The organism is Catenuloplanes niger, assembly GCF_031458255.1.
Lineage (GTDB): Bacteria > Actinomycetota > Actinomycetes > Mycobacteriales > Micromonosporaceae > Catenuloplanes > Catenuloplanes niger.
Map to the genome: position 1 here is coordinate 4,198,039 of NZ_JAVDYC010000001.1, position 23,613 is coordinate 4,221,651.

29 protein-coding genes and 1 tRNA gene are annotated in these 23,613 nt (G+C 67.4%); 20 read left to right on the plus strand and 10 right to left on the minus strand.

The genetic code is table 11. The features are described 5' to 3' along the window. Nucleotides 1–36: 36 nt before the first annotated feature. Nucleotides 37–885, minus strand: coding sequence for a hypothetical protein (locus J2S44_RS18425; RefSeq protein WP_310415324.1), 849 nt, complete (start codon nt 883–885; stop codon nt 37–39). A gap of 121 nt (nt 886–1,006) precedes the next feature. Between J2S44_RS18425 and J2S44_RS18430 the strand changes: the two genes are divergently transcribed. Together J2S44_RS18430 and J2S44_RS18435 are read left to right on the plus strand one after the other, a co-directional pair. Further along, nucleotides 1,007–1,534 carry a peptidylprolyl isomerase gene (locus tag J2S44_RS18430; RefSeq protein WP_310415327.1) on the plus strand — a complete coding sequence of 176 codons (528 nt, stop codon included), beginning with the start codon at nt 1,007–1,009 and terminating at the stop codon, nt 1,532–1,534. 20 nt (nt 1,535–1,554) lie between these two features. Then, nucleotides 1,555–2,478: a rhomboid family intramembrane serine protease gene (locus tag J2S44_RS18435; RefSeq protein ID WP_310415330.1), complete on the plus strand. Its 924-nt coding sequence runs from the start codon at nt 1,555–1,557 to the stop codon at nt 2,476–2,478. On the opposite strand, the gene J2S44_RS18440 is transcribed toward J2S44_RS18435, so the two are convergent. Continuing rightward, nucleotides 2,462–2,878 carry a PH domain-containing protein gene (locus J2S44_RS18440; protein ID WP_310415333.1) on the minus strand — a complete coding sequence of 139 codons (417 nt, stop codon included), beginning with the start codon at nt 2,876–2,878 and terminating at the stop codon, nt 2,462–2,464. The two genes, J2S44_RS18435 and J2S44_RS18440, sit on opposite strands and share 17 nt — an antisense overlap. 99 nt (nt 2,879–2,977) lie before the next feature. Between J2S44_RS18440 and J2S44_RS18445 the strand changes: the two genes are divergently transcribed. From J2S44_RS18445 to soxR, 3 genes are all read left to right on the plus strand, one after another. Then, entirely contained in the window at nt 2,978–3,436 is a 459-nt protein-coding gene (locus J2S44_RS18445; RefSeq protein ID WP_310415336.1) for a hypothetical protein, read from the plus strand. A 207-nt stretch (nt 3,437–3,643) separates the two neighbouring features. Then, nucleotides 3,644–4,342: a glycosyltransferase family 2 protein gene (locus J2S44_RS18450; protein ID WP_310415339.1), complete on the plus strand. Its 699-nt coding sequence runs from the start codon at nt 3,644–3,646 to the stop codon at nt 4,340–4,342. Between the two features lie 172 nt (nt 4,343–4,514). Beyond that, on the plus strand, nt 4,515–4,955 hold the full coding sequence (gene soxR / locus J2S44_RS18455; RefSeq protein ID WP_310429759.1) for a redox-sensitive transcriptional activator SoxR: 441 nt from the start codon (nt 4,515–4,517) through the stop codon (nt 4,953–4,955). Here soxR and J2S44_RS18460 read toward each other — a convergent pair. Next, nucleotides 4,944–5,897 (minus strand): NAD(P)H-quinone oxidoreductase, encoded by a 954-nt coding sequence (locus J2S44_RS18460; protein WP_310415341.1) that lies wholly within the window; start codon nt 5,895–5,897, stop codon nt 4,944–4,946. The genes soxR and J2S44_RS18460 overlap by 12 nt on opposite strands. A 223-nt stretch (nt 5,898–6,120) precedes the next feature. On the opposite strand from J2S44_RS18460, the gene J2S44_RS18465 reads away from it, so the two are divergent. After that, nucleotides 6,121–6,209 (plus strand) — tRNA-Ser (locus J2S44_RS18465). A gap of 383 nt (nt 6,210–6,592) precedes the next feature. On the opposite strand, the gene J2S44_RS18470 is transcribed toward J2S44_RS18465, so the two are convergent. Continuing rightward, complete coding sequence (locus J2S44_RS18470; RefSeq protein ID WP_310415344.1) at nt 6,593–7,141, minus strand: restriction endonuclease; 549 nt, start codon at nt 7,139–7,141, stop codon at nt 6,593–6,595. A gap of 263 nt (nt 7,142–7,404) precedes the next feature. On the opposite strand from J2S44_RS18470, the gene J2S44_RS18475 reads away from it, so the two are divergent. Beyond that, a complete protein-coding gene (locus J2S44_RS18475) occupies nt 7,405–9,234 on the plus strand; it encodes an ATP-dependent nuclease (protein WP_310415347.1) in 1,830 nt (609 codons plus the stop codon). A 94-nt stretch (nt 9,235–9,328) separates the two neighbouring features. On the opposite strand, the gene J2S44_RS18480 is transcribed toward J2S44_RS18475, so the two are convergent. Both J2S44_RS18480 and J2S44_RS18485 read right to left on the minus strand, forming a co-directional pair. Then, nucleotides 9,329–9,547 carry a DUF397 domain-containing protein gene (locus J2S44_RS18480; protein ID WP_310415350.1) on the minus strand — a complete coding sequence of 73 codons (219 nt, stop codon included), beginning with the start codon at nt 9,545–9,547 and terminating at the stop codon, nt 9,329–9,331. Further along, complete coding sequence (locus J2S44_RS18485) at nt 9,535–10,374, minus strand: helix-turn-helix domain-containing protein (RefSeq protein ID WP_310415353.1); 840 nt, start codon at nt 10,372–10,374, stop codon at nt 9,535–9,537. Before J2S44_RS18485 ends, J2S44_RS18480 begins: the two co-directional genes overlap by 13 nt. 100 nt (nt 10,375–10,474) lie before the next feature. Between J2S44_RS18485 and J2S44_RS18490 the strand changes: the two genes are divergently transcribed. Beyond that, the gene (locus J2S44_RS18490; protein WP_310415356.1) at nt 10,475–10,921 is read left to right on the plus strand and encodes a hypothetical protein; all 447 of its coding nucleotides are present in this window, start codon (nt 10,475–10,477) and stop codon (nt 10,919–10,921) included. A gap of 44 nt (nt 10,922–10,965) precedes the next feature. Here J2S44_RS18490 and J2S44_RS18495 read toward each other — a convergent pair whose 3' ends face one another. Both J2S44_RS18495 and J2S44_RS18500 read right to left on the minus strand, forming a co-directional pair. Continuing rightward, the gene (locus tag J2S44_RS18495) at nt 10,966–11,631 is read right to left on the minus strand and encodes a YdcF family protein (protein WP_310415359.1); all 666 of its coding nucleotides are present in this window, start codon (nt 11,629–11,631) and stop codon (nt 10,966–10,968) included. A 21-nt stretch (nt 11,632–11,652) separates the two neighbouring features. Beyond that, nucleotides 11,653–12,420, minus strand: a complete 768-nt coding sequence (locus tag J2S44_RS18500; protein WP_310415362.1) for a GntR family transcriptional regulator — start codon at nt 12,418–12,420, stop codon at nt 11,653–11,655. Nucleotides 12,421–12,922: 502 nt separating this feature from the next. On the opposite strand from J2S44_RS18500, the gene J2S44_RS18505 reads away from it, so the two are divergent. The 3 genes from J2S44_RS18505 (at nt 12,923) to J2S44_RS18515 (ending at nt 14,260) form a co-directional block, all read left to right on the plus strand. Continuing rightward, nucleotides 12,923–13,195, plus strand: coding sequence for a hypothetical protein (locus J2S44_RS18505; RefSeq protein WP_310415365.1), 273 nt, complete (start codon nt 12,923–12,925; stop codon nt 13,193–13,195). Next, nucleotides 13,173–13,454, plus strand: a complete 282-nt coding sequence (locus J2S44_RS18510; RefSeq protein ID WP_310415368.1) for a hypothetical protein — start codon at nt 13,173–13,175, stop codon at nt 13,452–13,454. Before J2S44_RS18505 ends, J2S44_RS18510 begins: the two co-directional genes overlap by 23 nt. A gap of 77 nt (nt 13,455–13,531) precedes the next feature. Next, nucleotides 13,532–14,260 (plus strand): GntR family transcriptional regulator, encoded by a 729-nt coding sequence (locus J2S44_RS18515; protein ID WP_310415371.1) that lies wholly within the window; start codon nt 13,532–13,534, stop codon nt 14,258–14,260. Here the strand turns inward: J2S44_RS18515 and J2S44_RS18520 are convergent. Next, nucleotides 14,245–14,592 (minus strand): YrhB domain-containing protein, encoded by a 348-nt coding sequence (locus tag J2S44_RS18520; RefSeq protein WP_310415374.1) that lies wholly within the window; start codon nt 14,590–14,592, stop codon nt 14,245–14,247. The genes J2S44_RS18515 and J2S44_RS18520 overlap by 16 nt on opposite strands. Before the next feature lie 180 nt (nt 14,593–14,772). Here J2S44_RS18520 and J2S44_RS18525 point away from each other — a divergent pair, with 180 nt between their 5' ends. From J2S44_RS18525 to J2S44_RS18565, 9 genes are all read left to right on the plus strand, one after another. Then, nucleotides 14,773–15,204, plus strand: coding sequence for a hypothetical protein (locus J2S44_RS18525; protein ID WP_310415377.1), 432 nt, complete (start codon nt 14,773–14,775; stop codon nt 15,202–15,204). 94 nt (nt 15,205–15,298) lie between these two features. Then, a complete protein-coding gene (locus J2S44_RS18530; RefSeq protein ID WP_310415379.1) occupies nt 15,299–15,523 on the plus strand; it encodes a hypothetical protein in 225 nt (74 codons plus the stop codon). Further along, nucleotides 15,523–15,705 carry a hypothetical protein gene (locus J2S44_RS18535; protein ID WP_310415383.1) on the plus strand — a complete coding sequence of 61 codons (183 nt, stop codon included), beginning with the start codon at nt 15,523–15,525 and terminating at the stop codon, nt 15,703–15,705. The genes J2S44_RS18530 and J2S44_RS18535 overlap by 1 nt, the downstream gene beginning before the upstream one ends. After that, the gene (locus J2S44_RS18540; RefSeq protein WP_310415386.1) at nt 15,702–16,085 is read left to right on the plus strand and encodes a hypothetical protein; all 384 of its coding nucleotides are present in this window, start codon (nt 15,702–15,704) and stop codon (nt 16,083–16,085) included. The genes J2S44_RS18535 and J2S44_RS18540 overlap by 4 nt, the downstream gene beginning before the upstream one ends. 38 nt (nt 16,086–16,123) lie before the next feature. Further along, complete coding sequence (locus J2S44_RS18545; protein ID WP_310415389.1) at nt 16,124–17,509, plus strand: FtsK/SpoIIIE domain-containing protein; 1,386 nt, start codon at nt 16,124–16,126, stop codon at nt 17,507–17,509. Next, entirely contained in the window at nt 17,506–18,084 is a 579-nt protein-coding gene (locus J2S44_RS18550; protein ID WP_310415392.1) for a DUF2637 domain-containing protein, read from the plus strand. Before J2S44_RS18545 ends, J2S44_RS18550 begins: the two co-directional genes overlap by 4 nt. Continuing rightward, the gene (locus J2S44_RS18555) at nt 18,081–19,829 is read left to right on the plus strand and encodes a replication initiator (protein WP_310415395.1); all 1,749 of its coding nucleotides are present in this window, start codon (nt 18,081–18,083) and stop codon (nt 19,827–19,829) included. The genes J2S44_RS18550 and J2S44_RS18555 overlap by 4 nt, the downstream gene beginning before the upstream one ends. Beyond that, nucleotides 19,826–20,038, plus strand: a complete 213-nt coding sequence (locus tag J2S44_RS18560) for a helix-turn-helix transcriptional regulator (RefSeq protein ID WP_310415398.1) — start codon at nt 19,826–19,828, stop codon at nt 20,036–20,038. The genes J2S44_RS18555 and J2S44_RS18560 overlap by 4 nt, the downstream gene beginning before the upstream one ends. A 149-nt stretch (nt 20,039–20,187) precedes the next feature. Beyond that, entirely contained in the window at nt 20,188–21,510 is a 1,323-nt protein-coding gene (locus J2S44_RS18565; protein WP_310415400.1) for a tyrosine-type recombinase/integrase, read from the plus strand. A 229-nt stretch (nt 21,511–21,739) separates the two neighbouring features. Here the strand turns inward: J2S44_RS18565 and J2S44_RS18570 are convergent, their stop codons facing one another. Next, a complete protein-coding gene (locus J2S44_RS18570) occupies nt 21,740–23,587 on the minus strand; it encodes a DUF6311 domain-containing protein (RefSeq protein ID WP_310415402.1) in 1,848 nt (615 codons plus the stop codon). Nucleotides 23,588–23,613: the final 26 nt, after the last annotated feature.

Below are 23,613 nucleotides of genomic sequence, written 5' to 3' on the forward strand. Positions count from 1 at the left end.
GGTACGGCGTACCCCCGGCCGTTTCGTCGCGTGTCCTCAGCCGTTGGCCCAGCGGTCCGGGCCGGTGACCGGGTCACCGTGCATCTTGTTGCCGGCGCCGGCCATGCCGGTCGCGCCCGCCATCCCGGCCGGCCGGATCGACGAGGCGGACGACGTGCCGGGCGACTGCGTGTCCGGGTTCAGCCGGTCGGACGCGGCCATCCGGTCCGCGGCCGGCTGCTTGTCCTGGTCCTTCTTGTCCTGGTCCTTGTCGCCGGGGGCGGCGTGCATCGCGGTCTTCGCGGTGTCCGCCGCGCTCTTCACGGTCTCCTTCGCCGACTCGGCCGCCGTCGCGATCTTGTCCTTCGCGTTCTCGGACATCTGCTTCGCGTTCTCGGTCATCTGCCGGGCCGCGTCGGTGGCGCTGCGCGCGGTGCTGGACTCGTGGGTGGTCCACTGATCCTCTTCGCGCTGCCGCCGCTTCTTCATGATCATCGACCCGGCCACACCGGCGGCGACGCCGATCATGAGCAGACCGGTCAGCTTGCGGTTCCGCGACATGCCTCGCTCCTCCCGGCCGACGGCGCGTCGCAGCGCCTTGGCGTTCTTCCGCTTCATCCGCCGGGTCTGCTTCCCGGCCTGCTTACCGGCCTGTCGCGCGTTCTCCGCGGCCGACATGGCCAGCGGGGTGAACGCCGCGATGCCACCGGCGGCCGCGGTGCGCGCACGGCTGGCGGCCGGTGTCACGACCTCGCGCGCGGCGTGCACCCGCGGGCCGACCGTCGCACCGACGCCCTCCGCCGCGTGCGTGGCCGCCTGCCTCAGGTGACCCAGGCCCTCTTCGAGCTCTTCCCGGACCATCTGGCTGCGGGTCTTGCTTCGCCCGATACCGAACACCAGCCCCACCTCCGTAAGGGTGTCTGTCCCTGTGGTGATCCTGCCCCTTCGGGTGCCGCCGTGTAGGCGGAACTCGTACATGGGAGGATCCGCTTGGAAACTGAACTGTCCAACCGACGAAGGAGTACCCGTGGCCCAGGCTGTATATGCCACCCTGCACACCAACCACGGTGCGATCCGGCTCGAGCTGTTTCCGCTGCACGCCCCGAAGACGGTTGCCAACTTCGTAGAGCTGGCCGAGGGCACCAAGGAGTACACCGACCCGCGCACCGGCCAGGCCGGCAAGGGCCCGTACTACGACGGCACCATCTCGCACCGGGTGATCAGCGGCTTCATGGTCCAGATGGGCGACCCGACCGGCACCGGCACCGGCGGCCCCGGCTACAAGTTCGCCGACGAGTTCCACCCGGACCTGGTCTTCAACCGGCCGTACCTGCTCGCGATGGCGAACGCGGGGCCCGGCACGAACGGCTCGCAGTTCTTCATCACGGTGTCGCCGACGCCGCACCTGAACCACCGGCACACCATCTTCGGCCAGGTGGCCGACGACGAGTCCGCGCGCGTGGTCGACTCGATCGCCACCACGCCGACCGGCCCGATGGACCGTCCGAAGCAGGACGTGATCATCGAGAAGGTCGAGATCGAACGCGTCGGCTGATCTGACGTACTTTTGATCGTATGAGTGACGTTCCGGCGACCGTCCCGGTCTGCTACCGGCATCCCGGCCGGGAAACGCATGTCCGGTGCACGAGGTGCGACCGATCGATATGCCCCGACTGCATGAACGAGGCGTCGGTCGGCCACCAGTGCCCGGAGTGCGTGGCCGAGGGGAGACGTACGCAACGGCCGGTCCGCACCGCCTTCGGCGGGAGCGCGGCCGGCCGTGCCGGAGTCGTCACGACCACGCTGATCGGGCTGAACGTGCTGGCCGCCGTGCTCGGCGTGGTCTTCTCCGGCATGAACGCGCTGGTCGGCAGCGGGCTGTTCAGCGGCGCGTCGATCATCCATTACGCCGGCGCGGTGGTCGGGCCGTCGATCACCGTGCTCGCCGACGGCAACGCGACGTTCGGGGCGCTGCCGCAGTACGGCACGGTCTTCCCCGGCGTCTGGGACGGCGGCTACTACCGGCTGTTCACCGCCATGTTCATCCACTTCGGAATCCTGCACCTGCTGATGAACATGTGGGCGCTGTGGATTCTCGGCCGGCAGCTGGAGACCGCGCTCGGCCCGCTGCGGTTCCTCGCGCTCTACCTGGTCGCCGGCTTCGGCGGCAACGTGGCCGCGCTGCTGATCGACGCGGAGTCGGTGTCGGCCGGCGCCTCCACCGCGATCTTCGGGCTCTTCGCCGCGCTCTTCGTGCTGCTGCGCCGCCTCGGCCGGGACACGTCGTCCGTGCTGCCGATCCTGATCGTCAACCTGGTCATCACGTTCGTGGTGCCGAGCATCTCGATCGCCGGGCACATCGGCGGGCTGGCCGTCGGCGGGCTGGCCGCGGCCGCGCTCGCCTACGCCCCGGCGCGCAACCGGGGGCTGATCCAGGGCGGCGCGCTCGGGCTGATCTTCGTGATCCTGGCGGTGCTCGCGCTCACCGCGTCGTCCTAGACGACAGGTGCGGCAACACCTCCTCCGGCGGTACGCCGAGGTCGGCCTTGGTGAACACGTGCAGCGTGTCGCCGGTGTCGACCTCGAGCGTCTCGGTGCGCACGCCGAGGCGCGGGCGGGTGTCCAGCCGCACCGCCTCGACCCGCTCCCAGGTCAGCCGGGTCCGGCGGGCGAAGCCGGTCACCACGGTCAGCCCGTCCTCGTCGACCGCGAGCCGCACCGGAGCCAGCAGGTCCCGTGCGGCCCACCCCGCCAGCCCGGCGCAGACCACGGCGCCGGCACCGAGCTGGGCGCGGTCCCCGTCGGCCAGCGCGAGCGCGAGCAGCAGCAGCGCGACGCCGCCGGCCAGCTTGACCACCGGTAACCAGATGGGCACTCTCCAGGACATCGGGTCGGTCATGCCCGCCAGCATGTCAAACCGTGTCCGGAAACCGCAGCGGACACTGTCCGGTCCGCGCAGCCGGCGCGTCATATCCGGTTCACGCGTCGTTGAACCGGCATGGACGTCTTCTCGCGAACGTTCCTGCCAGCCGCCGCCGAAGCCGGAGTGGCCGTCCCGACCGTCAGCCGGCACATGCCGGTCTTCCGCCGGTGCGTCGAAGCCGACGACACCGCCGTGCTGGTGGCCCGATGCCTCCGTCCCGACCGGCCGCTGCAGGGAGAGTTCCTGCTCCTACTGACCCAACGCCGGCTGGTGGTGACCCAGGAGACCCGGGTGCTGCGCCGGCTGCGACTGCACCTCAACGCAGAGCTACGACACCTGGGGAACGTCAACTGGAACCCGGACGTGCAACTCTCCGCGGTCGAGCTCGCGGCCACCGCGATCGACGGCGTGCGGGAGCGGTTCTGGATCCGGGTCGGTCACCCCAAGCAGCTGTGGCACCTGGACGCACTGCTCAGCCGGGTCTTCCGGCCGAAGCTCCTGCCCCGCCCGACCCCGGCGGCCGCCGCCGGCTGACCCGCCGCGCCGTGCCGGTGCGGGGCCGCTCCTCGCACCAACGGTGACGACGAAAGCGCAATTAGTAAGAGAAAGTAGATCAGGGATCTAATACGCTGTAGTGACGCAAAGTTGATCACGCCATACCCCAAACCCGGGATACACCTGAAGCGATCCTGCGGCTAGGCTATGGCCGATCTCGTCGTCCCGCAGTGTGGAGAAAACCCGGTGAAGCTTTCGATCCTCATGCCGGTCTACAACGAGGAAGCCCGTCTGGCTAACGCGTTGAAGCAGGCACTGGCGGTGGACTACCCATGCGAGATCGAGCTCGTCGTCGTCGACGACGGCAGCTCTGACCGTACCGGAGAGATCCTGGCTGCCGTTGACGACACGCGGGTGCGTGTCATCACCCACGCGAAGAACGCGGGCAAGGGCGCCGCGATCAAGACCGCGGTGGACAACGCCGAGGGTGAGTTCATGGTCATCCTCGACGCCGACCTGGAGTACGACCCGCAGGACATCCCGCGCCTGCTCCAGCCGGTGCTGGACGGTCACGCCCAGGTCGTCTACGGCAATCGGACCTTCGGCAGCCACAGCGCGTACAGCTTCTGGTACGTGATGGGCAACAAGGGCGTCACCACCGCCGCGAACGTGCTCTACAACTCGTACATCGGCGACCTGGAGACCTGCTTCAAGCTGATGCCGGTCTCGCTCTACCGGTCGCTCGCGATCAAGTCGCGCGGCTTCGGCATGGAGGCCGAGGTCACCGGCAAGCTGCTCCGCCAGCGCATCCGGCCGTACGAGGTGCCGATCTCCTACCGTGCCCGTGGGCGCGAGGAGGGCAAGAAGATCACGTGGAAGGACGGCGTGGAGGCGATCTGGATCCTCGCCCGCGAGCGCGTCCGGAAGCCGAAGGCCACGCGCTGATCTGAGAACGTCCACAACGCTCGGGTGCACCGCACCCGAGCGTTGTTGCGTATACCTCGCGCGAAACGCGATGCACGGGCCTTCCCGTACCGTTGAATTGCTTTTGTCGTGTTTGCTTTTGACGGGCTGGGCGAAAACTCAAGCATGATTTAACTTTGGGTCCGTGACGACCATGCAGGATCTCCTCACGATCGGCGACATGGCGGCCCGGAGCGGCGTCGCACCGTCCGCGTTGCGGTACTACGAGCGCCTCGGCCTGATCCACGCGGTCCGCACCGGCGGCAACCAGCGGCGATATCAGCGCGCGGAGCTGCGCCGGATCGCGTTCATCCGGGTGTCGCAGCAGGTCGGCGTGTCGCTGGAGGAGATCCGGGAGGCGCTCGCCTCGCTGCCGGACGGGCGCGTGCCCACGAAGGCCGACTGGGCGCGGCTCTCCGCCGGCTGGCACGACAAGCTGGCGGAGCGGATCGCGCTGCTCGAACGGCTCCGCGACAACCTCACCGGCTGCATCGGCTGCGGCTGCCTGTCGCTGCAGAAGTGCACGCTCTACAACCCCGGCGACGAACTGGCCGCGTTCGGACCCGGCCCGCGGATACTGCTGTCAGGCAACTAGCAGGACCTTGCCGAGGTGGCCGCCGGACTCGACCACGCGATGCGCCTCCGCGGCGTCGCGCATCGGGATCCGGCGGTCCACGACCGGCCGGACCGCGCCGGACTCGATCAGCGGCCAGACGTGCTCGCGCACCTGCCGGACGATCTCCGCCTTCTGCGCCGCCGGCCGGAACCGCAGCGCCGTCGCGATCAGTGTGCCGCGCTTGGCCAGCAGCTTCGAGATGTGCAGCTCGGCCGTGCGACCGCCCTGCGTACCGATGATCACGAGGCGCCCGTCGGGCCGGAGCGCCTCCACGTTCCGCGCGAGGTAGGAGCCGCCCATGATGTCCAGGATGACGTCCGGCGCGACCCGCTTCTCGAACTCCTCGGTCGCGTAGTCGATCGTCTCGTCCGCGCCCAGCTCCCGCAGCGCCGCGTGCTTGCCCCGGCTCGCCGTGGTGGCCACCGTCGCCCCGAGCGCCCGGCCCAGCTGGATCGCGAACGTGCCGATGCCGCTGCCGCCACCGTGCACCAGCAGCGTCTCACCCTTCGCCAGGTGCGCGGCCATCACCACGTTCGACCAGACCGTGCACGCCACCTCCGGGAGCGCGGCCGCGTCCACCAGGTCCGTGCCCGCCGGCACCGGGAGCACCTGCGCGGCCGGCACCACGACGCGCTCCGCGTAACCGCCGCCGGCCAGCAGCGCACAGACGCGCTCGCCGACCTCGAACCCGGTCACGCCCTCGCCGAGCGCGGCGACGGCCCCGGAGCACTCCAGCCCCGGGTACGGTGACGCGCCCTTGGGCGGCGGGTAGTCCCCCTGGCGCTGCATCAGGTCCGCCCGGTTCACCGCGCTCGCCGCCGTCTCGATCAGCAGCTCGCCCGGACCCGGCACCGGATCCGGCACCTCCGACCAGACGAGCGCCTCCGGCCCGCCGGGCTCCGGGATCGTGATCGCATGCATACGATCCTTATACCCACCCGCGCGGACGATCCGACACCCGGCGTACCCGCCCACATCGGCGCTGGTAGAAAACTTGCGAACCGCGGGTGATCCGCGACCTGCCACCGGGGTTGAAAATCCACCCGACCGGTCTGGCAAACTGGTGGTCGGGTAGTCGCATGGCCGGAACTTTTTTGCGACTCCCAGGCGGCGGAGCGTGCCCGAGCACCCTCCGACGAAGCCGGGAGGGCTCGCCTAGTGGCCGATGGCGGTGGTCTTGAAAACCACTAAGGGTGGTGACACTCTTCCAGGGTTCGAATCCCTGGCCCTCCGCATCCACGTGCGGAAAGCGGGTCGTCAGCAGCGGAAACGCTGCGGCGGCCCGCTTCTTGCTTCTCCGGCTGCGGTCCCACTGTGTCTCGCTTGATCTTGCTGTCGCTCGGCGTTCGGGGGCGTATCGGGGGGAAGGTCTCGACGGGCTCCCGCCACGCTTCCGGGGGCTTGTGCGCCGTCGGACCGCTTGTGGTCCGGGCGGCGCGTGTTCGGTACGTCACAGGTGCGGTCGACGGTCCGGGCGTCCGGCTTGCGCCGCGCGGTGGGTAACCCGAGGGGACCGGAGGCAAGCCGCGCAGCGGCGCGGCAGCCGATCGCCGGGAGCAACAGCGGCGGCCGGCCACCCACGCGATCGTCACGGTCTGGACCACCACGGGTCGTCGTCAGTTGGGCGACTGTGGCCGCAACCAGAGGTAGAGCAGGAAGTCCAACTCCGTGATCTCCTCAGCGTCGTGCGGCGGCAGAAACGCCTCGTCCTCCCCCGGCTCGCGCTGCTTCGGGATCGTCAGCTCTCGGTACCGGCCAGGTCGGTTGAGCGCGAGCAGCATGACCGCGGGGCTCCTTATCGCTGCGGCGCGGGCTCGGGCGTTCCTGGTGAATCCGGAGATCGAGTAGAGGATGCCGCAGTCCGCCGCGATGTCCAGGAGCTTGCCCGCGAAGTGCTCGACCGCTCCGACGCCTACTGCCTGCTGCCGCTGCCTGCATTCGATCGCGACGGCGACATCCTCTCCCATGACCGGTCCCCACATCAGGATCTCGACCGGCCGCGGGCTGCCGCTGAGCCGGCCGATCAGAGTCCGGTTGTACAGAGTGGTGGGCCGCCCGTCGAAGCAGAAGGTGAGCCGGCTGATCGAGCGCTGGTACCGCTCCAACGCGAGAGCCGCGTTCTGGTCCAGCGCGGGCGCGACTTGGGCATCGTCGGGAGAAACCATGCCGCGACGTTAAAAGCACTCACCTGCTCAAGGTCGCCCACCGTGTGCGTCGCCGGCGGCCGATGCCGGCCGGAGGCCGCCAGCAGGCCGCTGGCGACGCGGCACCGCTTGCGGTGCCCTTGATCCAGGAGAGACCAATTCGGCAGCTAGCTACTAGCTACCGAATTCTGAAGTTTCATACAGGTTGCAGAAGCAGCACAAAGCCAGCCAATTTGCTATGCCTTGATACGGCTTGGCCAGGTTCAAGACTGACCCACCTCTGCATGATCAACCATGTCGGGCATGATGTCTTAGTGGATACAGGAAAACCGGACTTGCTCAAGCTGACACGAGTTTCGCTCTTGAGTGGAGAGCAGATTGCTGTAGCTGAAGGTCTAACCGTGGTGGTTGGACCTAACAATGCCGGCAAGAGTAGATTGCTCCAGGAAATTGCTGAGCGCCTAACGCTTGTACAACTAGAGCCGCACATCCGGCCAAAGGTGACTGCTGGGATTGAGGTTGAAAGAAGGTGCGAGGAGGAGGCACTGATTGACTGGATGCGTGGGCGGTATAAGTTCTACGCCCCTGGATCGTATCCGCATGGGATCTACGAAGAAGAGAGCTTCACTTCACTCGGTGGGCCAGGGGTCGCGGTACGCGAGATCAAAAGAAGTTGGACCTCCGGGCAATCCAGTTTTGGCAAGCTCGCAAACTTCTTGCTGCGTCACATTCCCGCCGGGCAGGCTCAGAGCGCGGTGGCTACTTCCTCGTCTTTCAACGCCCTGCAAGAGGCTCCGACGCAACCGCTTCAATTCCTCTACGCTAATCGAGACCTAGAACGCCTTGCAAGCGAGGAGATGAGGTCGGCATTCGGCGAGCACCTTACCGTCAATCGATATGGCGGTAGTCAGATTACTCTGCACGTTGGAACTGTGGCCGCAGAGGAAGGCCCCGCCCCAGCCTCACCCGAGTATCTTGAAGAAATCAAATCACTTCCTCTTCTTCAAGATCAAGGTGACGGCGTTAAGTCATTCATGGGAATGGTTCTAACTGTCATAACTGCAGGATACCCACTTCTTTTAATTGACGAGCCAGAAGCGTTTCTCCACCCACCTCAGGCCTACATGCTTGGTCGGTTCCTTGCGAGGCAGCACGATCGTGGCGTCCAAGTAATAGTTGCCACACACAGTGACGACATCCTTCGCGGAATTATGTCTGAAAAGTCGTCAGCAAGTGCGGTTACCGTTGTGCGACTGACGCGTTCAAGCAAGGGCAATCACGCTGCGCAAGTGCATGTCGATAGGGTCCAACAGGTATACGAGGACCCACTGATCAAGTATTTCGGCATCCTGGACGGGCTTTTCTCTCATGGTGTAATGCTTTGCGAGGCAGGATCTGACTGCACGTATTATCGTGCGGTTCTTGAGTCTACCGTTAAGGTATTGGACGGCGGCTTTGAGGTTTCAGCCCTAAGCGTGCACTTCGCACACTGCGGAGGCAAAACGGGCATCCCAAAAGCGGTGAGGGCACTAAGGGCCGCCCGGGTTCCTGTGGGATGCGCCGTGGACATCGACTTCCTGCAGGACGATGGAGACTTCACCGCATTAGTGGAAGCATGTGGTGGCAATTCAAAGAGTATGCAAAAAAATCGCAGTGTCGTACTGGCGGCAATCAAGTCCCGCATGAAGTACGCCGACAAAGATTTTGCCCGTTTTAAAATCACTGAAATCCTTAATAATGTTGATGGAGATCGGATCATGCCGGCCCAGGCAGCAGAAATTCGGTCTCTTATCACGCCGTCCAGTGGATGGAAGCTGTTCAAAAGCCAAGGTAAGGCACTCTTGATGGGCGAGGCGGCCGCCGCGTATGCATCACTAGACTCGGCACTGAAGAGTATAGGAATCTTCCTCGTCCCCGTGGGTGAACTTGAGTGTTTCCATAGGGATGTTCCTTCAAAGGACAAGGCAGCTTGGCTGCGTCAAGTTCTTGAATCCCGCGCTTACGAGGAGTCAGCGGAGGCTACAGCATACGTGAAGAATATCGCTGAATTTATCTGGCAACACCAAGATCAGGCGGCAACCACGGAAGGTAAAATCATCGGGGCCGCCGATTAGTTTACGTGCATCCCTCTCACCGTCTGCCACGCCGAACCGCCGCGTCGTGGAGTTTCATGCAATCCGATTATCTGTGATCTAATCGCGATCAGCATTAAGCGGGATTTTTGGGCGGGCTTCCGTTTATTGCGTACTTACGTCCAATATCTTGAATCAAGGCAATCCATGAGGGTGGGCTGAACTGGAGGGTCGGCCCAGATCGAAATTTGCTATCCCGAACCCAAACCTGGCGGGAAGCTGTAAAGGCTACCTCAACGCAGTGGCCGCCGTTGGGACTGCTGCGGGTGGACTTTTTCCATGTCAGGTTGTCCATGACTCTGTGGCCTCCTGGATCAGCTTGAGGGACTGACGTTGGGGAAGGGCTTCTCCTAGGAGACCTTCCCAGATGTGGTGGATGGCATCAACGTCTGTCGTGGCCTCGATGACCAGGCCGCGGAGTTGGGTGTCGATGTAGGCGATCTCGGGATGGCCTGGGATAGTGGCGAGTGCGAAGGCGCCGGCTAGGCCTCTGTGTGTGCCGACCTCGGTGCGGAGGATGTGGATCTCGATGGTGCCGCCGCGGCTGGCCGTGGCTAGGTGGTCGAGTTGGTTGCGCATCACCTCGGGTGTTGGGCCGATGGGGCGGTGGAGGACTGACTCTTCGAGGATCGTGATGAGCCGTGGGGGGTTTGGGCGGTTGAAGATCTGCTGCCGGTCGATGCGGGCCGCTACTGCGCGTTGGAGAGTGTCCTCATCGGCTGCTGGGTCGCCGGCTTGGAACATGGCGTGGGCGTAGGCGGGGGTCTGTAGCAAGCCGTCCAGGACGAGTGGTTGGTATGAGCGGAGCTTGGTGGCGGCCTGCTCGATGTCTGCCCAGGGGCGGAACCACTCGGGCAAGGTCTCCCGGGTTGCGGTTGCCTGTGCGGTTTCCAAGAGTCGAACGAGCAGACCCGCGGTACCGAGTATCTCGTCGGCGCGACGAATGAGGGCGTCGCTCGGCAGGCGCCGGCCGGTCTCGACAGCGGAGATCTGGCTGTCGGAGAAGTGGATCTCTGCGCCGAGTTCTTGTTGAGTTATGCCGCGAGATTCGCGTGCGATCCGGAGTTCTCTGCCTAGAGAGATCAGCGTCGGGTGAGGTGTGCGTGTTGGATTGTTGATCACGGCGCACCACAGCTATTCCACATGAAAGGTCTCAGATTCCCTTGCTGGCTCGCTGCTTCTGACTGCTGGGCATGGGGAGTCGGATCGGTTCCGTCGAGCGGTGCTGTCGGAAATAGTGTTCTCAGGTTCGATTGGTTACGAGGCGGGCGAGGCGGCCGCCTTGGTCGACATCCCTGTGCGAGGAGAATCGATGTCTGCGGAAGCTTCTGAGGACAAGACGGAAAGAGCGAACGATGATCACCCGCTCTGGTGCGATTCGGCTGAGTGTCGGGTGAACACGCCGGGCGCATGGCATCGGTCGCGTATGGAGTTCATGCAATTGAGTGATGCGCTGGGTACTCGGGTTGGAATGCGCCTGCTCAGGTGCACGTCGTCGCCGGACGTGACCTGCGTCGAGTTCGAGGCATACGCCGTCGGTATCGAGGAGCCGGTGATGGAGCTGATCCTCGTGGAGGAAGACCTTGAGAGGTTCTCCAGCCTGCTCACCTCCACGGCGCACGCCTTGGGCGTGGAGACGGCGCAGTCGGTGCGCCTTGCGATTGTGTGAGCGCACGGGGCAAGCCGGGGGAGGTGGGCTTCGAGCTTGAGCCCTCAGACCAGGCGGCTTGTGTAGCCGGCTGCCACGAGGCGCCCGTATGCCGCGCGGACTGAGTCGGGCATCGGCTGGGGGATCGCCCAGCCGGCCTCGGCCCACGTATCGATGCGTTGGGTATCGCCGACCATGGTGTCGATGACCTTCTTCGCGTTGCCGATGAAGGCGAAGTAGTCGTCGATGGGCAGAGGGTGTGAGGCGCAAATGACGTCGACCTCGGGCCAGTGCTTCTTGCAGATGGAGTAGCCACGTCGCTGCTGGTAGGGGCGGGACATGAGGGTGACGGTCTTGATGTCCTTGTAGCCACGCTCCTCCAGCAGCTCGCGGGAAAGGACGATGTTCTCCGCGGTGTGCCGGGCCTTCGTCTCGATGAGGATTGCCTCGTCAGGGACGCCGTGCTCAAGGGCGTACTCGCGGTAGTGCACGGCCTCGCCGCGCGGGAAGACCTCAACCGTGGGCGGCGCGTTGGCGCCTGTGAACAGCAGGATCGGGTACATGCCGCGGTGGTAGAGGTCGGTGCCGATCATGGCTACACCGATGTCATGGCTGCCCAGTCCGATGCCGATGTCGGTGGGACGGAGTTCGTGGCCCATCTGGTGGTAGTTCCACAGGGTCTCGACATCCTCGCGGATCTCGGCGGGGATGACGGCCGGGCTGTTCGTCATGGCGTGGCCTCCGGGTGAAGGTCAGTCGGGGATCTGGAAGTGGTAGGTCCAGGCGAAGCGGGAAGCGGCATGGACGCCGCGGGCGAACTCGACCGGGCGTCCCTCGGCCGTGTACGTGATGCGGTGCAGGATCATCACCGGCTCGCCGCCGGGGAGTTGGAGTAGCTCGATCTCGTCGGGCGTCGGCATCCGGGCGCGAACGGTTTCGGTGATGTTGTCCGGCTCCAAGCCCTGGCTTGTCAGGACGGCGAAGCCACCACCGCGGCCGGCCGGGCCGGCCTTCGCGTCGACGAGCGGTGTGCCCTCGACGTCCTCCGGCCGGTAGTAGCTGTTCAGGGTGTGCGTCGGCGCGCCGGCTTCCTTGACCAGACGCGCTCGCTCGTAGACCTGATCACCGACCTCGAGACCGAGCGCTTCCGCGATGTCGGCGTCCGCGGTCGTCATCCGTACCGTCTGGGTCTGGTCTCCGGGTTTCCATGGCCGGCCGGTGGCCTCGCGGTCGGCGGCGAACGCGACCAGGCCGGCGGCCTTCCACTTGCTCTTCGCGTAGCGGTCGGCGCCGAGGCGCTTCATCGGCAGGCGTGGGCGGACCACGGTGCCGCGACGGCGGACCGGAGTGACGAGACCTTCGGCTTCGAGGATGCGTACCGCCTGGCGAACGGTCTTGATGTTGACGCCGTGCAGCGTCGCGATCTCCTCCTGTTTGGGCAGCGTGGTGCCCTCGGCGTACTCGCCGCGTGAGATCGCCGCTCGCAGGATGGCCGCCAGTTCTCGGTAGCCGGTGGTCATGGTCCCCCCTCGGTTGAGCGCCCTGAAGCTAGCACCTCAGAGGTCGATCTTTTTGCTTAGGAGTAGCTCTATTGACAGCGCTGACCCGCAGTGTCTCTAATAGAGCTAGCTCTAATGGTGATGGCGGGGAGGCCGGATGTCGGCGAGCGAGATCGAGACGGGTTCCTCCGAGCGGTTCCCGGATCGGGGCGAGCGGGCCGGTGATCCGCTCCCGGCCTTCGCCGTGGAGTTTCTGGTCTGCACCTCGTGCCGGGGTGCCGGCTGGAAGTACGTGGTCAGGCGGTCGGCTATGCGAGTTATGGCCTGCACCTGCGAACGGGTTGACGCGTCGTTTCGTCGGCCCTGCCTTGACTGCGGTGGCTCTGGGAAGTTGCCACGGTTCGATGTGGCGTCGGTGCAGGTCATGCGAGCCAAGCTGGCGCCGTTCCTTAATCCCGGCCCGCACCAGGAGTAGGAATGGGCTGCATCGGCGCCCTGCACCGTTGATTTCGACGGGGGCGTGATGGATCCCAAGGTCGGGGACGTGCTGATCGTCGATCGGCGGGCATCGGTGCAGTTCAGCGGCGTGAATTCGCTGATCCTGCGGGTGATCTCGGTGTCCGACGGGGCGACCTACGACGGATGGGCCTGGGTTGCCGGCTATGTCATCGACCCGGCGACGGGTGAGGCAACCGTGCGTCGAGAGATCTTCGTGCTTCGTGGCGGCTTGCGACTCGCCGCACCCGGCCCGGTATTGATGAGGGGGTTGAGCGATGACGGTCTACCTGAGCGCTGAGGCTCGTTCCGAGTTGCGGGAGGCGCAGCGACAGTTGGACCGGCATACCGACCTCTCCAACGACGGCCGTTGTCCGGTCTGTGGTTTGGAAGGGCCGTGTCCTCTGCGGCGCGCGGCCTTGCGAGTGTTCGGCCGCTATTCCTGGTTGCCGGCGCGGCGGCCCGGCGCGACTCGTCCGCAGTTGATCGGGCTTCGCAGGGTGGGCGTCCGGTCGGAGTGGTTCGGCGATCAGGCGGTTGAGCAGTCCTCCGACGCATGACCGGTCTTGCCTGCTCATGTGCATCAGGTTTAGTGTCTTGTGTTGTCAAGTGGGTTGTGTGATGGGGCGGAGTGTGTGTGAGCGCGTACGAGGTGCCGACGCCGAAGTACCTGCGGGTGCTCAACACGATCCGTGAGCGCATCGAGAGCGACAAGTACCCGCCGGGAACTTCGCTGCCGTCGGAGAACACGCTCGCCAAGGAGTTCGGGGTCGCGCGGCCGACCGTGTTGAAGGCGCTGGGCATCCTGCGGCAGGACGGGTGGATCGAGTCGCAGCAGGGCAAGGGGCACTTCGTGCGTGGTCGGCCGTCCGCTGCCGGTGTCTCGCCGCAGTACGCGCGGGAAGCGCTGTACCTGGACGAGACCGTTTCCACGAGCGTGTTGCACGTGGGGCCGGTGCTGGCTCCGCCGCGCATCGCGGCCTCGCTGCACATCCCGGATGACACGCCGGTCTACGTGCGTCACCGGATCACGGTGTCGGAGTTCGGGCCGGTCGACATGGTGTCGACGTACGTTCCGGTGGATGTGGCGGTCGGCACCGACATCATCAAGCCGGCGCCGATCGCTGGCAGCCTTCTCGACCACATCAATCGGGTACGCGGCATCCGCGGGGACTATGTGATTGAGCGGCTGACTGCTCGCCGCATCACCGAGCACGAGGCCGGCATGCTTGAGGTGCCTTACGACGAGTCCGTGATCAGCACCGTGATCACGGTGTACCAGTCGTCGGGTGAGGCCGTGCTGTCGTCCCAGCTGGTGATGCCCGGTTCGCGACACGAGATCGACGACGCCTACCCGCTGCCGTAGCGCAGTTGCATCAAGCCTTGCCGTCCGGCTGGGGGGCACTCTGTGCATGCGTGCGTTCCCGCGTCGAGTTCGGTCAGATAGTAGCCGGTGCTACGGGCTGTGCCCGTGATGTGCGCTTGGCCTGTCGCGCGCTCGACCACGATCGGCGCGTTTCCTACGGTGGCGTCCATGAAGTTGCCGGTTCGGACGTACTTCGCGGAGTCGTAGTAGAACACCCAACCGATCGGGTGCTCCTGGACGTGGACGATGGCCAGGGTCGGTGTGCCCGGCCGGGTTGCATCCTGGGCCAGGATCTTTTCCGCGATGTGCCTCGCCCGTGCCTCGTCGATCATTCGGGCACCGTACGTGGGCGTGTACGCAGACGGAAGCCACTCGTCAAGCCGGGATCGAAGCGTCCGGATGTGCGTGATCTGAAAACCAAGTCTCGGTCCTTGCTTGTGTGTATAAGTCGGCCTAACTTGTCTGCATAAGAGGTCATTACTTAGATGGCTGTGCGGCTAGGAGGTTGGTTCGTGGTTCCGCTGACGTTGAAGGTGCCGGTGCCGTCCGAGTACGTGTTTCCGCGTGGAGCGCTCTGCCTGGGGGTGGACGCGCAGGTCGACTTCGACCGGCGTGGGGAGGCGGACAACCAGGCGCGGGACAAGGAGACGGGGGAGCGGGTCTGGGTGGTCAAGGTGATGGACCTGGACCCGGAGGCCGGGAAGTTCGGGCGGACGACCGAGGTGAAAGTGAAGGTCGTCGCGCCGCATCAGCCGGTGCCGCCCGCGTCGAGCGTGCCCGGTTACCCGCCGGCGGTGGAGTTCGACGGTCTGACGATCACGCCGTATGTGGACGGCAACCGCTGTGGCGGGTCGTCGAGCAAGTGCCGGGCGCGGATGGCGTATTCGCTGCGCGCCACCGGGATGCGTGCCGCGGGGGCTGTGCCCGGCGCGGCTGCTGCTTGAGCAGAGAGTTTGACGCGGGGCGGGCCGTCCTCCGACCAAAGACTTCGGCCCTGCCCCGCGCTGCCAACCCGTACCCCTTGGAAGGAGTGGGGCTGTGAAGCCCACGGTAGATGAGGCTGCCCGCGTGCAGTCGTTCGGCGCGCAACTGTCGGCGTTGCTGGGTGCGATGCCGGACCGGAATTCGAGTGATCTGGAGCGGGCGGACTGGTGCGACGCGAAGGCTGACCTGCTGGAGCGCGTCGGATCCGCGGAAGCCGTCGAGCTGGCGGGGACGGCGCGGGCAACCGCGGTCCGGCTGCGCGGGCCGGGGGTGGCGTGATGACCACGGCCACGCTGTCCACGATCGTCCGGCTGCACTGCGGTGCGCCGTCGACGGTCTCCGCGATGTGGTGCATGTACTGCGAGAAGTGGGTCAAGCCGCGCCGGTTCGACCCGAAGCGGATGTGCTGCCGTCGCTGCCGGGCGCGGCTTGGCCGGCCGGTGTGGCGGTGGTCGCTGTGACCGCGCGTCGCGTTGTCGTGAAGAAGCTGGCCGAGCTGGGGATCGCGGCGGTCCGGCACGTCTACGTCTCGTGCCCGGTCGACGTGCTGCGGGTGGCGGCCCTGGTGGAGATCTCCGCTGCCGCCGCATCCCTGGCCCGGACGATCGTGAAGCTCAATCACCTGGACCCGGCCGGTATCGCGCCGTATGTCTCCGATCCGGCGGACATGCGCGCGGTGCTCGGCCGGGGCCGCTGGCTGCCCACCATGATCCGGCACGTCCCGGAGGTCAACACCAAGCTGGGCCAGCACAGCCGGCGCCCGGAGCCTGCACAGCTCCCGGATCAGATCCCGCTCTTTCCCGCGACGGAGACGGAAGCGGGGGCCGCAGAGTGCCGCTGATCAACGTGATTCCGGGAGACAAGATCCCAACCGCGCCGATGAACGTCCGGGTGCCGGTATGGCGGGTGCCCGGCTGGCTCCTCGTCCTGTGGTGGACGCTCCGCGGCGTGTTCCGGGCGACGGTGCTCGCGGTCCGCTACTGGTGGCTGACCGGCCCGGCCGCGCTGATCGTCTGGATCTGGGCCGACTTCGGCTGGGAGATCCTTCTCGCGGTGCTCGCGACGCTGACGGCGGGTGGCGCGGGGTGGTGGCGGTGGCATCGCACGACCTGGCACCGGTTCGTATGGTGGCCGCTGCTGGGCCGGTGGCGTCGGCTGTTCGTCTACCGGCGCGGCTGGGCGCCGGCCATGGCCACGTGCGGGCTGGCCACGGTGTTCGGCGGTGACAAGTACGTCCCGCAGCTCCTCGGCGTCCGCGCCACCGAGTTCGGCGACGAAGTGACCGTGCGGATGCTGCCCGGCCAGCACCCGGACGACTGGGGCAAAGCCGCACCGCGCCTGGCCTACACGTTCCGCGTCCGGGAGGGCCGTGCCCGCACGCACCGCCGTCCCGACCGAATCGTCCTGGTGTTCCTGCGCCGCGATCCGCTGGCGGCAACGATCGCGCCGATCCCGACTCCCACGAGCCTCGACCTCGCCCGGCTGCCGCTCGGCGTCCAGGAGAACGGCGACGCGTACGCGCTGCGGCTCGCCGGATCGCACGTGCTGATCGGCGGGGCCACGAACGCGGGCAAGGGATCGGTCATCTGGGCGCTGATCGCCGCGCTCGCGGGCGGTATCCAACAACGTCTCGTCGAGCTGTGGGTCTTCGACCCGAAGGGCGGCATGGAACTGGCCGGCGGCCTGCCGCTGTACACCCGCTTCGTCTACGACACCGCCGAGACCATGGCCGGCGTCCTGGAAGACGCGGTGGTGCGCATGCGGGCTCGCGCCAACCGGCTCCGCGGCGTCACCCGCCAGCACACCCCGACGCCGGGCGACTCGCTGATCATCATCGTGATCGACGAGCTGGCCGCGCTCACCTCATACATCTCGGACCGGAAGGTCCGCGATCGCATCCGGGAGTCGCTGTCGCTGCTGCTGTCCCAGGGCCGCGCGGTCGGCGTCCACGTGATCGCCGCGCTTCAGGACCCGCGCAAGGAGGTGTTGCCGTTCCGGGACCTGTTCCCGACCCGGATCGCACTCCGGCTGACCGAGGCCGAGCAGGTGGATCTCATCCTCGGCGACGGTGCCCGCAACCGGGGTGCGCTCGCGGACGAGATCCCGGAGACCTCGCCGGGCGTCGCGTTCGTCTCGCTTGACGGCGTGCGTGAGCCGGTGAAAGTGCGGTTCGCCTATCACTCCGACAGCGACATCCAAGACCTTTGCCACCGGTACGGATACGAGCAGGTCGTCGAGGGCGAGATCGTGGGGGAGACCCGATGACCCGCGCGGAGCGTTTCGAGGGCGTGGTCCTGGTCGCGATCCTGCTGACCGTGGGCACGCTGGCCGGGGCGGCGTCGTTCACGCACGTGCACGACTGGACCATGCACAACAGCCCGGCCGGTACGCCGGATTGGTTCGGCTGGGCGAATGCCGCGATCTCCGAACTCCTCCCGATCGCCGCGCTGCTGACCATCCGCGCCCGGCGGCGGGCCGACAGGCCGATCGGCTACCCGATGTTCCTGCTCGTCTGCGGGGTCGCGTTGTCGCTGTCGGCTCAGCTCGCGGTCGCCAAGCCGGGCATCTCCGGCTGGCTGCTGTCGGCCGTACCGGCGCTGGCCTTCATGGGTCTGTCCAAGCTCGTCCTGTCCGGGAAGCCGGCCATGCCCGCGGCGCCGATCAAGGCTCCGGTCATGGAACCGGCGCACTGGGTGCCGACCGAGCCCACGCCGGCCACCGAAGCGCATCCGTCACCGGGCGGCGATGAGCCGCAACCGCGCCCGGCGAACGACCGGTCCGGTCTCGTTCCGGTGCCCGCGCTGGCCTTCACCCGCCCGAACGCGGAGGTGGCGCGATGACTCAGCCGGCGCTGATCCCGGCCGCGGGTGACGAGCCCCGGCCGGGGTCGCGGGCCGCGCGGATGCGGCAGCCGCTCGCCAAGGACGCGCTCAAGCAGCTCGCGGAGAACAACGGCGTCTGCGTCCGTCCGGTCGTCCTGCGCCGCACCGACACGTTCACCGGCGTCACGGAGATCGTCGAGGTGCCGTGCGGGGCGACCCTGGCGGCGAAGTGCAAGCCGTGCGCCGAGCGTGGCCGGCGGCTGCGCATCCAGCAGATCCGGGAGGGCTGGCACCTCGCCGACGAGCCCGCGATCGACCTGGACCCACCAACCGCGGACGTGTTCGACCTCGTGGCCCAGCGAGCGCACCTGGAGTTCGACCGGGAAGCGCTCAACTACCAACCGATGACCCCGGACGAGCGGGCCGCGCAGATCACCGCCCTGGACGAGGAGATCGCACAGGCTGACGAGCTGCTGGCCGAGACGAATCTCCGCGGCCACCTGACCCCACGCGACCGAGACGAGCGCCCACGGCGGAAGCGGTCGACGAAGCGCCGGCAGGACTCCCCGGACCTGCCCCGGCTGCCGGTCGACGGGCGCACGGTCGGCCGGGCCTTCGCCGGCCGGGCGGGCAAGACCTACCGGCCGTCGATGCTCGTCACCCTGACCCTCGACTCACACGGCCCGGTCCACTCGCACATCCGGCGCGGCGCCTACGTCGTCCCGTGTGAGTGCGGCGCCCGGCACGGCCGGTACGACCCGGAACTCGGCACACCGGTCGACCCGGACACCTACGACTACCGGCGGGCCGCACTCGACGCGATCCACTTCGCGCGGGTGATGGATCGCTGGTGGCAGAACCTCCGCCGGGCGACGGGTTGGAACGTGCAGTACGCGGGCGCGGTGGAACTGCAACGTCGGCTCGCTCCGCACGCGCACTTTGCGATCCGGGGCACGATCCCGCGGCGGCTGCTCAAGCAGGTAGCGGCGGCCACCTACCACCAGGTGTGGTGGCCGCCGTTCGATCGGGCGTCCTACTCGGTGGACAAGCCGCCGGTCTGGGATACGGACGAGGGCGGCTACGTCGACCCGAAAACCCGCGTGCCGCTGCCGACGTGGGATGAGGCGCTGGATGCGATCGACGAAGACCCGGCCTACGTCGCCCGGCTCGGCCGGATCGACGCGCGCGGGATCGAGTCCGGCACCAAAGACGCGGAGCGCGCGATTCGGTACGTGACCAAGTACGTCACCAAGGACCTGACCGAACACGCGACCCCCAAGACGGACCCGCAGCGGGCGCACTTCGACCGGCTCCACGCGGAGCTGTCCACGCTCCCGTGCTCACCGACCTGCGCGAACTGGCTGCTCTACAACGTCCAGCCGGACGGCGCGAAACCCGGCCTCACACCGGGCCGCTGCACCGGCAAGGTGCACCAGCGCTCGACGCTCGGCTTCACCGGCCGCCGCGTCCTGGTGTCTCGGCAGTGGTCCGGCAAGACCCTGGCCGACCACCGCGCGGACAACCGCGCCTGGGTCCGCGCCGTCCTGGCCGGCGGTCTCGCTGACACCGAGGACAGCCAACCGGCGACCGAGGAAGACCCGAAGCGCTTCCGCTTCGAGCTGGCCCGACCGGACGACCCGGACGTCCTCCCGCTCGAACATCGCGTTCTACGTGCTGTTTCAGCCCGCATCCGATGGCGCGGTCAACTTGCCGCCGCTCAACAGCGCCCCCTTTCAGCAGTCCCCACTCAGCAGGCTGCATGAAGACGAAGGAGATGACCGGAGGCTTGGATCGCAAGCTGCTGTCCGTTCCTGAGGTGCTCACCGAACTCGTCGTCCCCCGTTCGACCTTCTACAAGTGGCGTCGCCTCGGCATCGCCCCACGCTGCATCAAGCTGCCCAACGGTGAGGTCCGCATCCGACGTGCCGACCTCGACGCGTGGCTGTGCCAGCGGGAGGACAACGCCGCATGAGCAGCTACGACGTGAAGATCCACGACATGGGCAAGCGCGATGACCGCGGTAAGAGCAAGAGTCATCGCGTCCGCTGGGTCGTGGCCGGCAAGCGGTTCGAGCGCTCGTTCACCACGAAGGCGCTCGCTGACCGCTTCCGCTCCGACCTGGTGAAGGCCGCCGCGGCGGGTGAGCCTTTCGACGAACTCACCGGCCTCCCCGAGTCCAAGCTGCGCGAGCAGGACCGCACCACCTGGTACGACCACGCCCGCGCCTACATCGAGATGAAGTGGCCGCACGCTGCGGCGAAGTCCCGCAAGTCCATGGTCGATGCGCTGCTCACGGTCACCCCCGTGCTGATCGTCGCTGACCGTGGGGCGCCGGACGCGGAGACTTTGCGCCGGGCGCTCTACCGCTGGGCGTTCAACCCGAACACCAGGTCCGAGTCCGTTCCGGCAGCTGAGGAGGCAGCCCTCGCCTGGCTGAGTCGGCAGTCTCTCCCGGTCGGCCGGTTGCGCGACACCGACCACATCCGTACCGCGCTGAACGCCTGCTCCCGGCGACTCGACGGAAAGCCGGCGGCGGCCACCACGGTTCAGCGCAAACGCGCCGTCTTCTACAACGCGCTCGGCTACGCCGTCGAGCGGAACCTCCTCGACTTCAACCCGATCGACCGCACCCAGTGGAAGGCACCCGCGGTCGCGGAGGCGGTCGACCGGCGGGTGGTCGCCAACACCGCCCAGGTGGAATCGCTTCTCGACGCTGTTCCGGCAGTGCACCCGCAGGGCGCCCACCTGGTCGCCTTCTTCGCCTGCCTCTACTTCGCCGGTCTCCGTCCGTCCGAGGCCGCGTCGCTGCGCCGGGCCGACTGTCACCTTCCGGAAAGTGGCTGGGGGCGGATCGATCTCGCTGAGACCGCGCCACCGACCGGGGCCGACTGGACGGACGACGGAGAGGTCCGCCAGGTACGCGGTTTGAAGCACCGGGCCGAGACGGAGATGCGCAGCGTCCCGATCCCGCCCGACCTGGTGCGCATCCTCCGCGCTCACCTGGCCGAGTTCGGGACCGCCGATGACGGCCGGCTGTTCCGCGCGGCTCGTGGCGGCTACCTGGTCGAGTCGACCTACGGCGAGATCTGGCGCGACGCGCGGAAGGCTGCGCTGACTCCCGAGCAGGCCGTCTCCCCGCTCGCCGGCCGACCCTACGATCTGCGGCACGCCGCGGTGACGCTCTGGTTGAACGGCGGTGTTCCGGCAACCGAGGTCGCCAGCCGGGCCGGCCACGGTGTCGCCGTGCTCCTGAAGGTCTACGCCGGTTGCATCGATGGGGACGAGGAGCACATCAACCAGCAGATCGAGCGGGCGATCAAGGCAAGTCGGGGGCGGGGGCGTATCCGGGGGAACCGCCCGGTGAATCCGGCGCGTTCCAAGTCGAAACCGCAGGTCGCGTCGGGTAAGGGTTCACCGAAACGCAGTTCTCTTGAAAACCACTAGGGGTGGTGACACTCCTCCAGGGTTCGAATCCCTGGCCCTCCGCATCTGCGTGCGGAAAAGCCGGGTTGACCAGCGGAGACGCTGATCGGCCCGGCTTTCGTGTTTCGGTGGGCGGTCCGCCTGACCGTCCTGGTGGACGGCGGCCGTCCGGTGAAGGTGCTGTGACACGGCGAGGGGCCGCCGAGATCTTGTCGATCTCGGCGGCCCCGGCCGTGTGGGCTGCGGCGATCTAGTTGTTGGTCAGCGGGCGCACGTCCCAGAGCCAGACGTCGGAGACGCGCTGGCCGGGGCCGAGGAGCGACTCCAGGGCGAGGAGGAGCTTGACGTCGGTGCCCCGGTCGCGGGGGAGGACGACGGCGTCGGCCTTCCAGTAGCGGAGGTCCTCGACGGCGGCGGTACGGTCGGCGTCCGTGATGACGACGGGCTCGTCCTTGCTGCCCTGGATCTTCTCGAAGAGCTGCCAGGTCGGGCGCGGCGGGGCGCCCCAGCGGCCGGTGTTGTCGTCCGGCGAGGACGGGCCGAGGAAGTAGCCGCTCGGCACCGCGAAGCCGACCTCGGCGGCCGAGCCGTAGCGGATGCTGGTCAGGCCGTTGACCGGGACCGGGACCAGCGTGCGGCCCTCGGCGACGTAGTCGCGCCAGGTGCCGGCCGTGACGAAGTCGGGGACCGGCGGGCGGTCGTGGCCGGCCAGCGGCGTCGGCATGATCGGGATGAGCGCGCCGGCGAGCACCGTGAGGCCGAGCAGCCGGATCGGCAGGCCGGAGGTCTCGGCCGGGCGGGCGCGCTCGGCGACCCGGGCGACGATCACCGCGAGCAGCACGCCCATCGCGACCGTGGTGATCAGGTTGAAGCGGGCCACCACCATCGCGTTGACCACCGGCAGGTGCTCGAGCAGCGCGAACGGGCCGGGGATCCGGAGGTTGCGCTGGTTGTTCAGGTGGATGACCGGGCCGAGCGAGAGGATCGCGGCGCCGGCGCCGGTGACGGCCAGCACCCGGACGATGTTCTCCCGGCGCAGCCAGACGATGCCGGCCAGCGCGATCAGCATCAGCGGCCAGCCGAAGAACGTGACCTCTTCGGTGAAGTTCGGCGCGAGGCCGGCGGCGCTGTTCTTCCCGCCGCCGATCGACTCGGTCGCGAACGCGAAGTACGACTCGATCGTCGCCGGCTTCGGGTCGCCGGGGTGGCCGCTGTAGTGCTGCGGGCCGGCGAACTGGTGGTAGAGCGGGTACGCGGCGAACAGCAGCACCAGGCCGCCGCCGATCGCGAGACTGCCCGCGGCGCGGGCGAACCGGGCGCGGACGTCGGCCCAGTTGAAGATCGCGTAGCCGATCACCATGAACGCGCACGCGATCGCGGTGAGGAACAGGTTCTCCTCGCCGACGAACAGCTGCGCGAGCACCAGCGCGCCGAGCGTCAGGCCGTTGCGGACCGTACGGCCGGGCTCGCCGAGCCGGATGACCGACCAGATGATGAACGGGATCAGCCACTGCGACGTGATGTGCGGGTGCCCGTTGCTGTGCGAGATGATCGCCGGCCCGAAGCCGATCACGAGCGCGCCGGCGAACGCGCCCACGCGGGACTTGACCAGGCGGCGGGAGAGCAGCCAGTACCAGGTGAGCGCCGTGAAGAACAGGTTGGCGGTCATCAGGGACAGGTAGGTCACCTCGGGCCCGGCGACCATGGTCAGCGGCGACAGCAGGATGCCGGGCAGCTGCATGGCGACGTTGCCCATGAGGTTGACGCCGTCCGGCGCGTTCTGCAGCGTCGTGAAGAACGGATTGTCCAGGTTCCGCACGACGTGCGCGTCGTAGGCGAACATCCACTCGTTGAACGCCTGGTCCTTGGCCTGCTCGCCGAGGACGCGGCCCCACGGGTCGATCCAGGTGCGGATGGTCACCCAGAAGGCGCCCAGCAGGTAGACGAGCGTGACCAGGACGTCCGCCCGACGTCCGGTCCAGCGCGGGGGCCGGCCCGCGGGATTGCTGCTGCTCTCGGTCGCCGGAGGCGCCTCGGCGGCGGCCTTTTCCGGCTCGCCGGCCTCAGCGGCCTGCGACACGGTGCTCGAAGTGGTCACGGCGAAAGAGGGTAACCCGTGCGTGT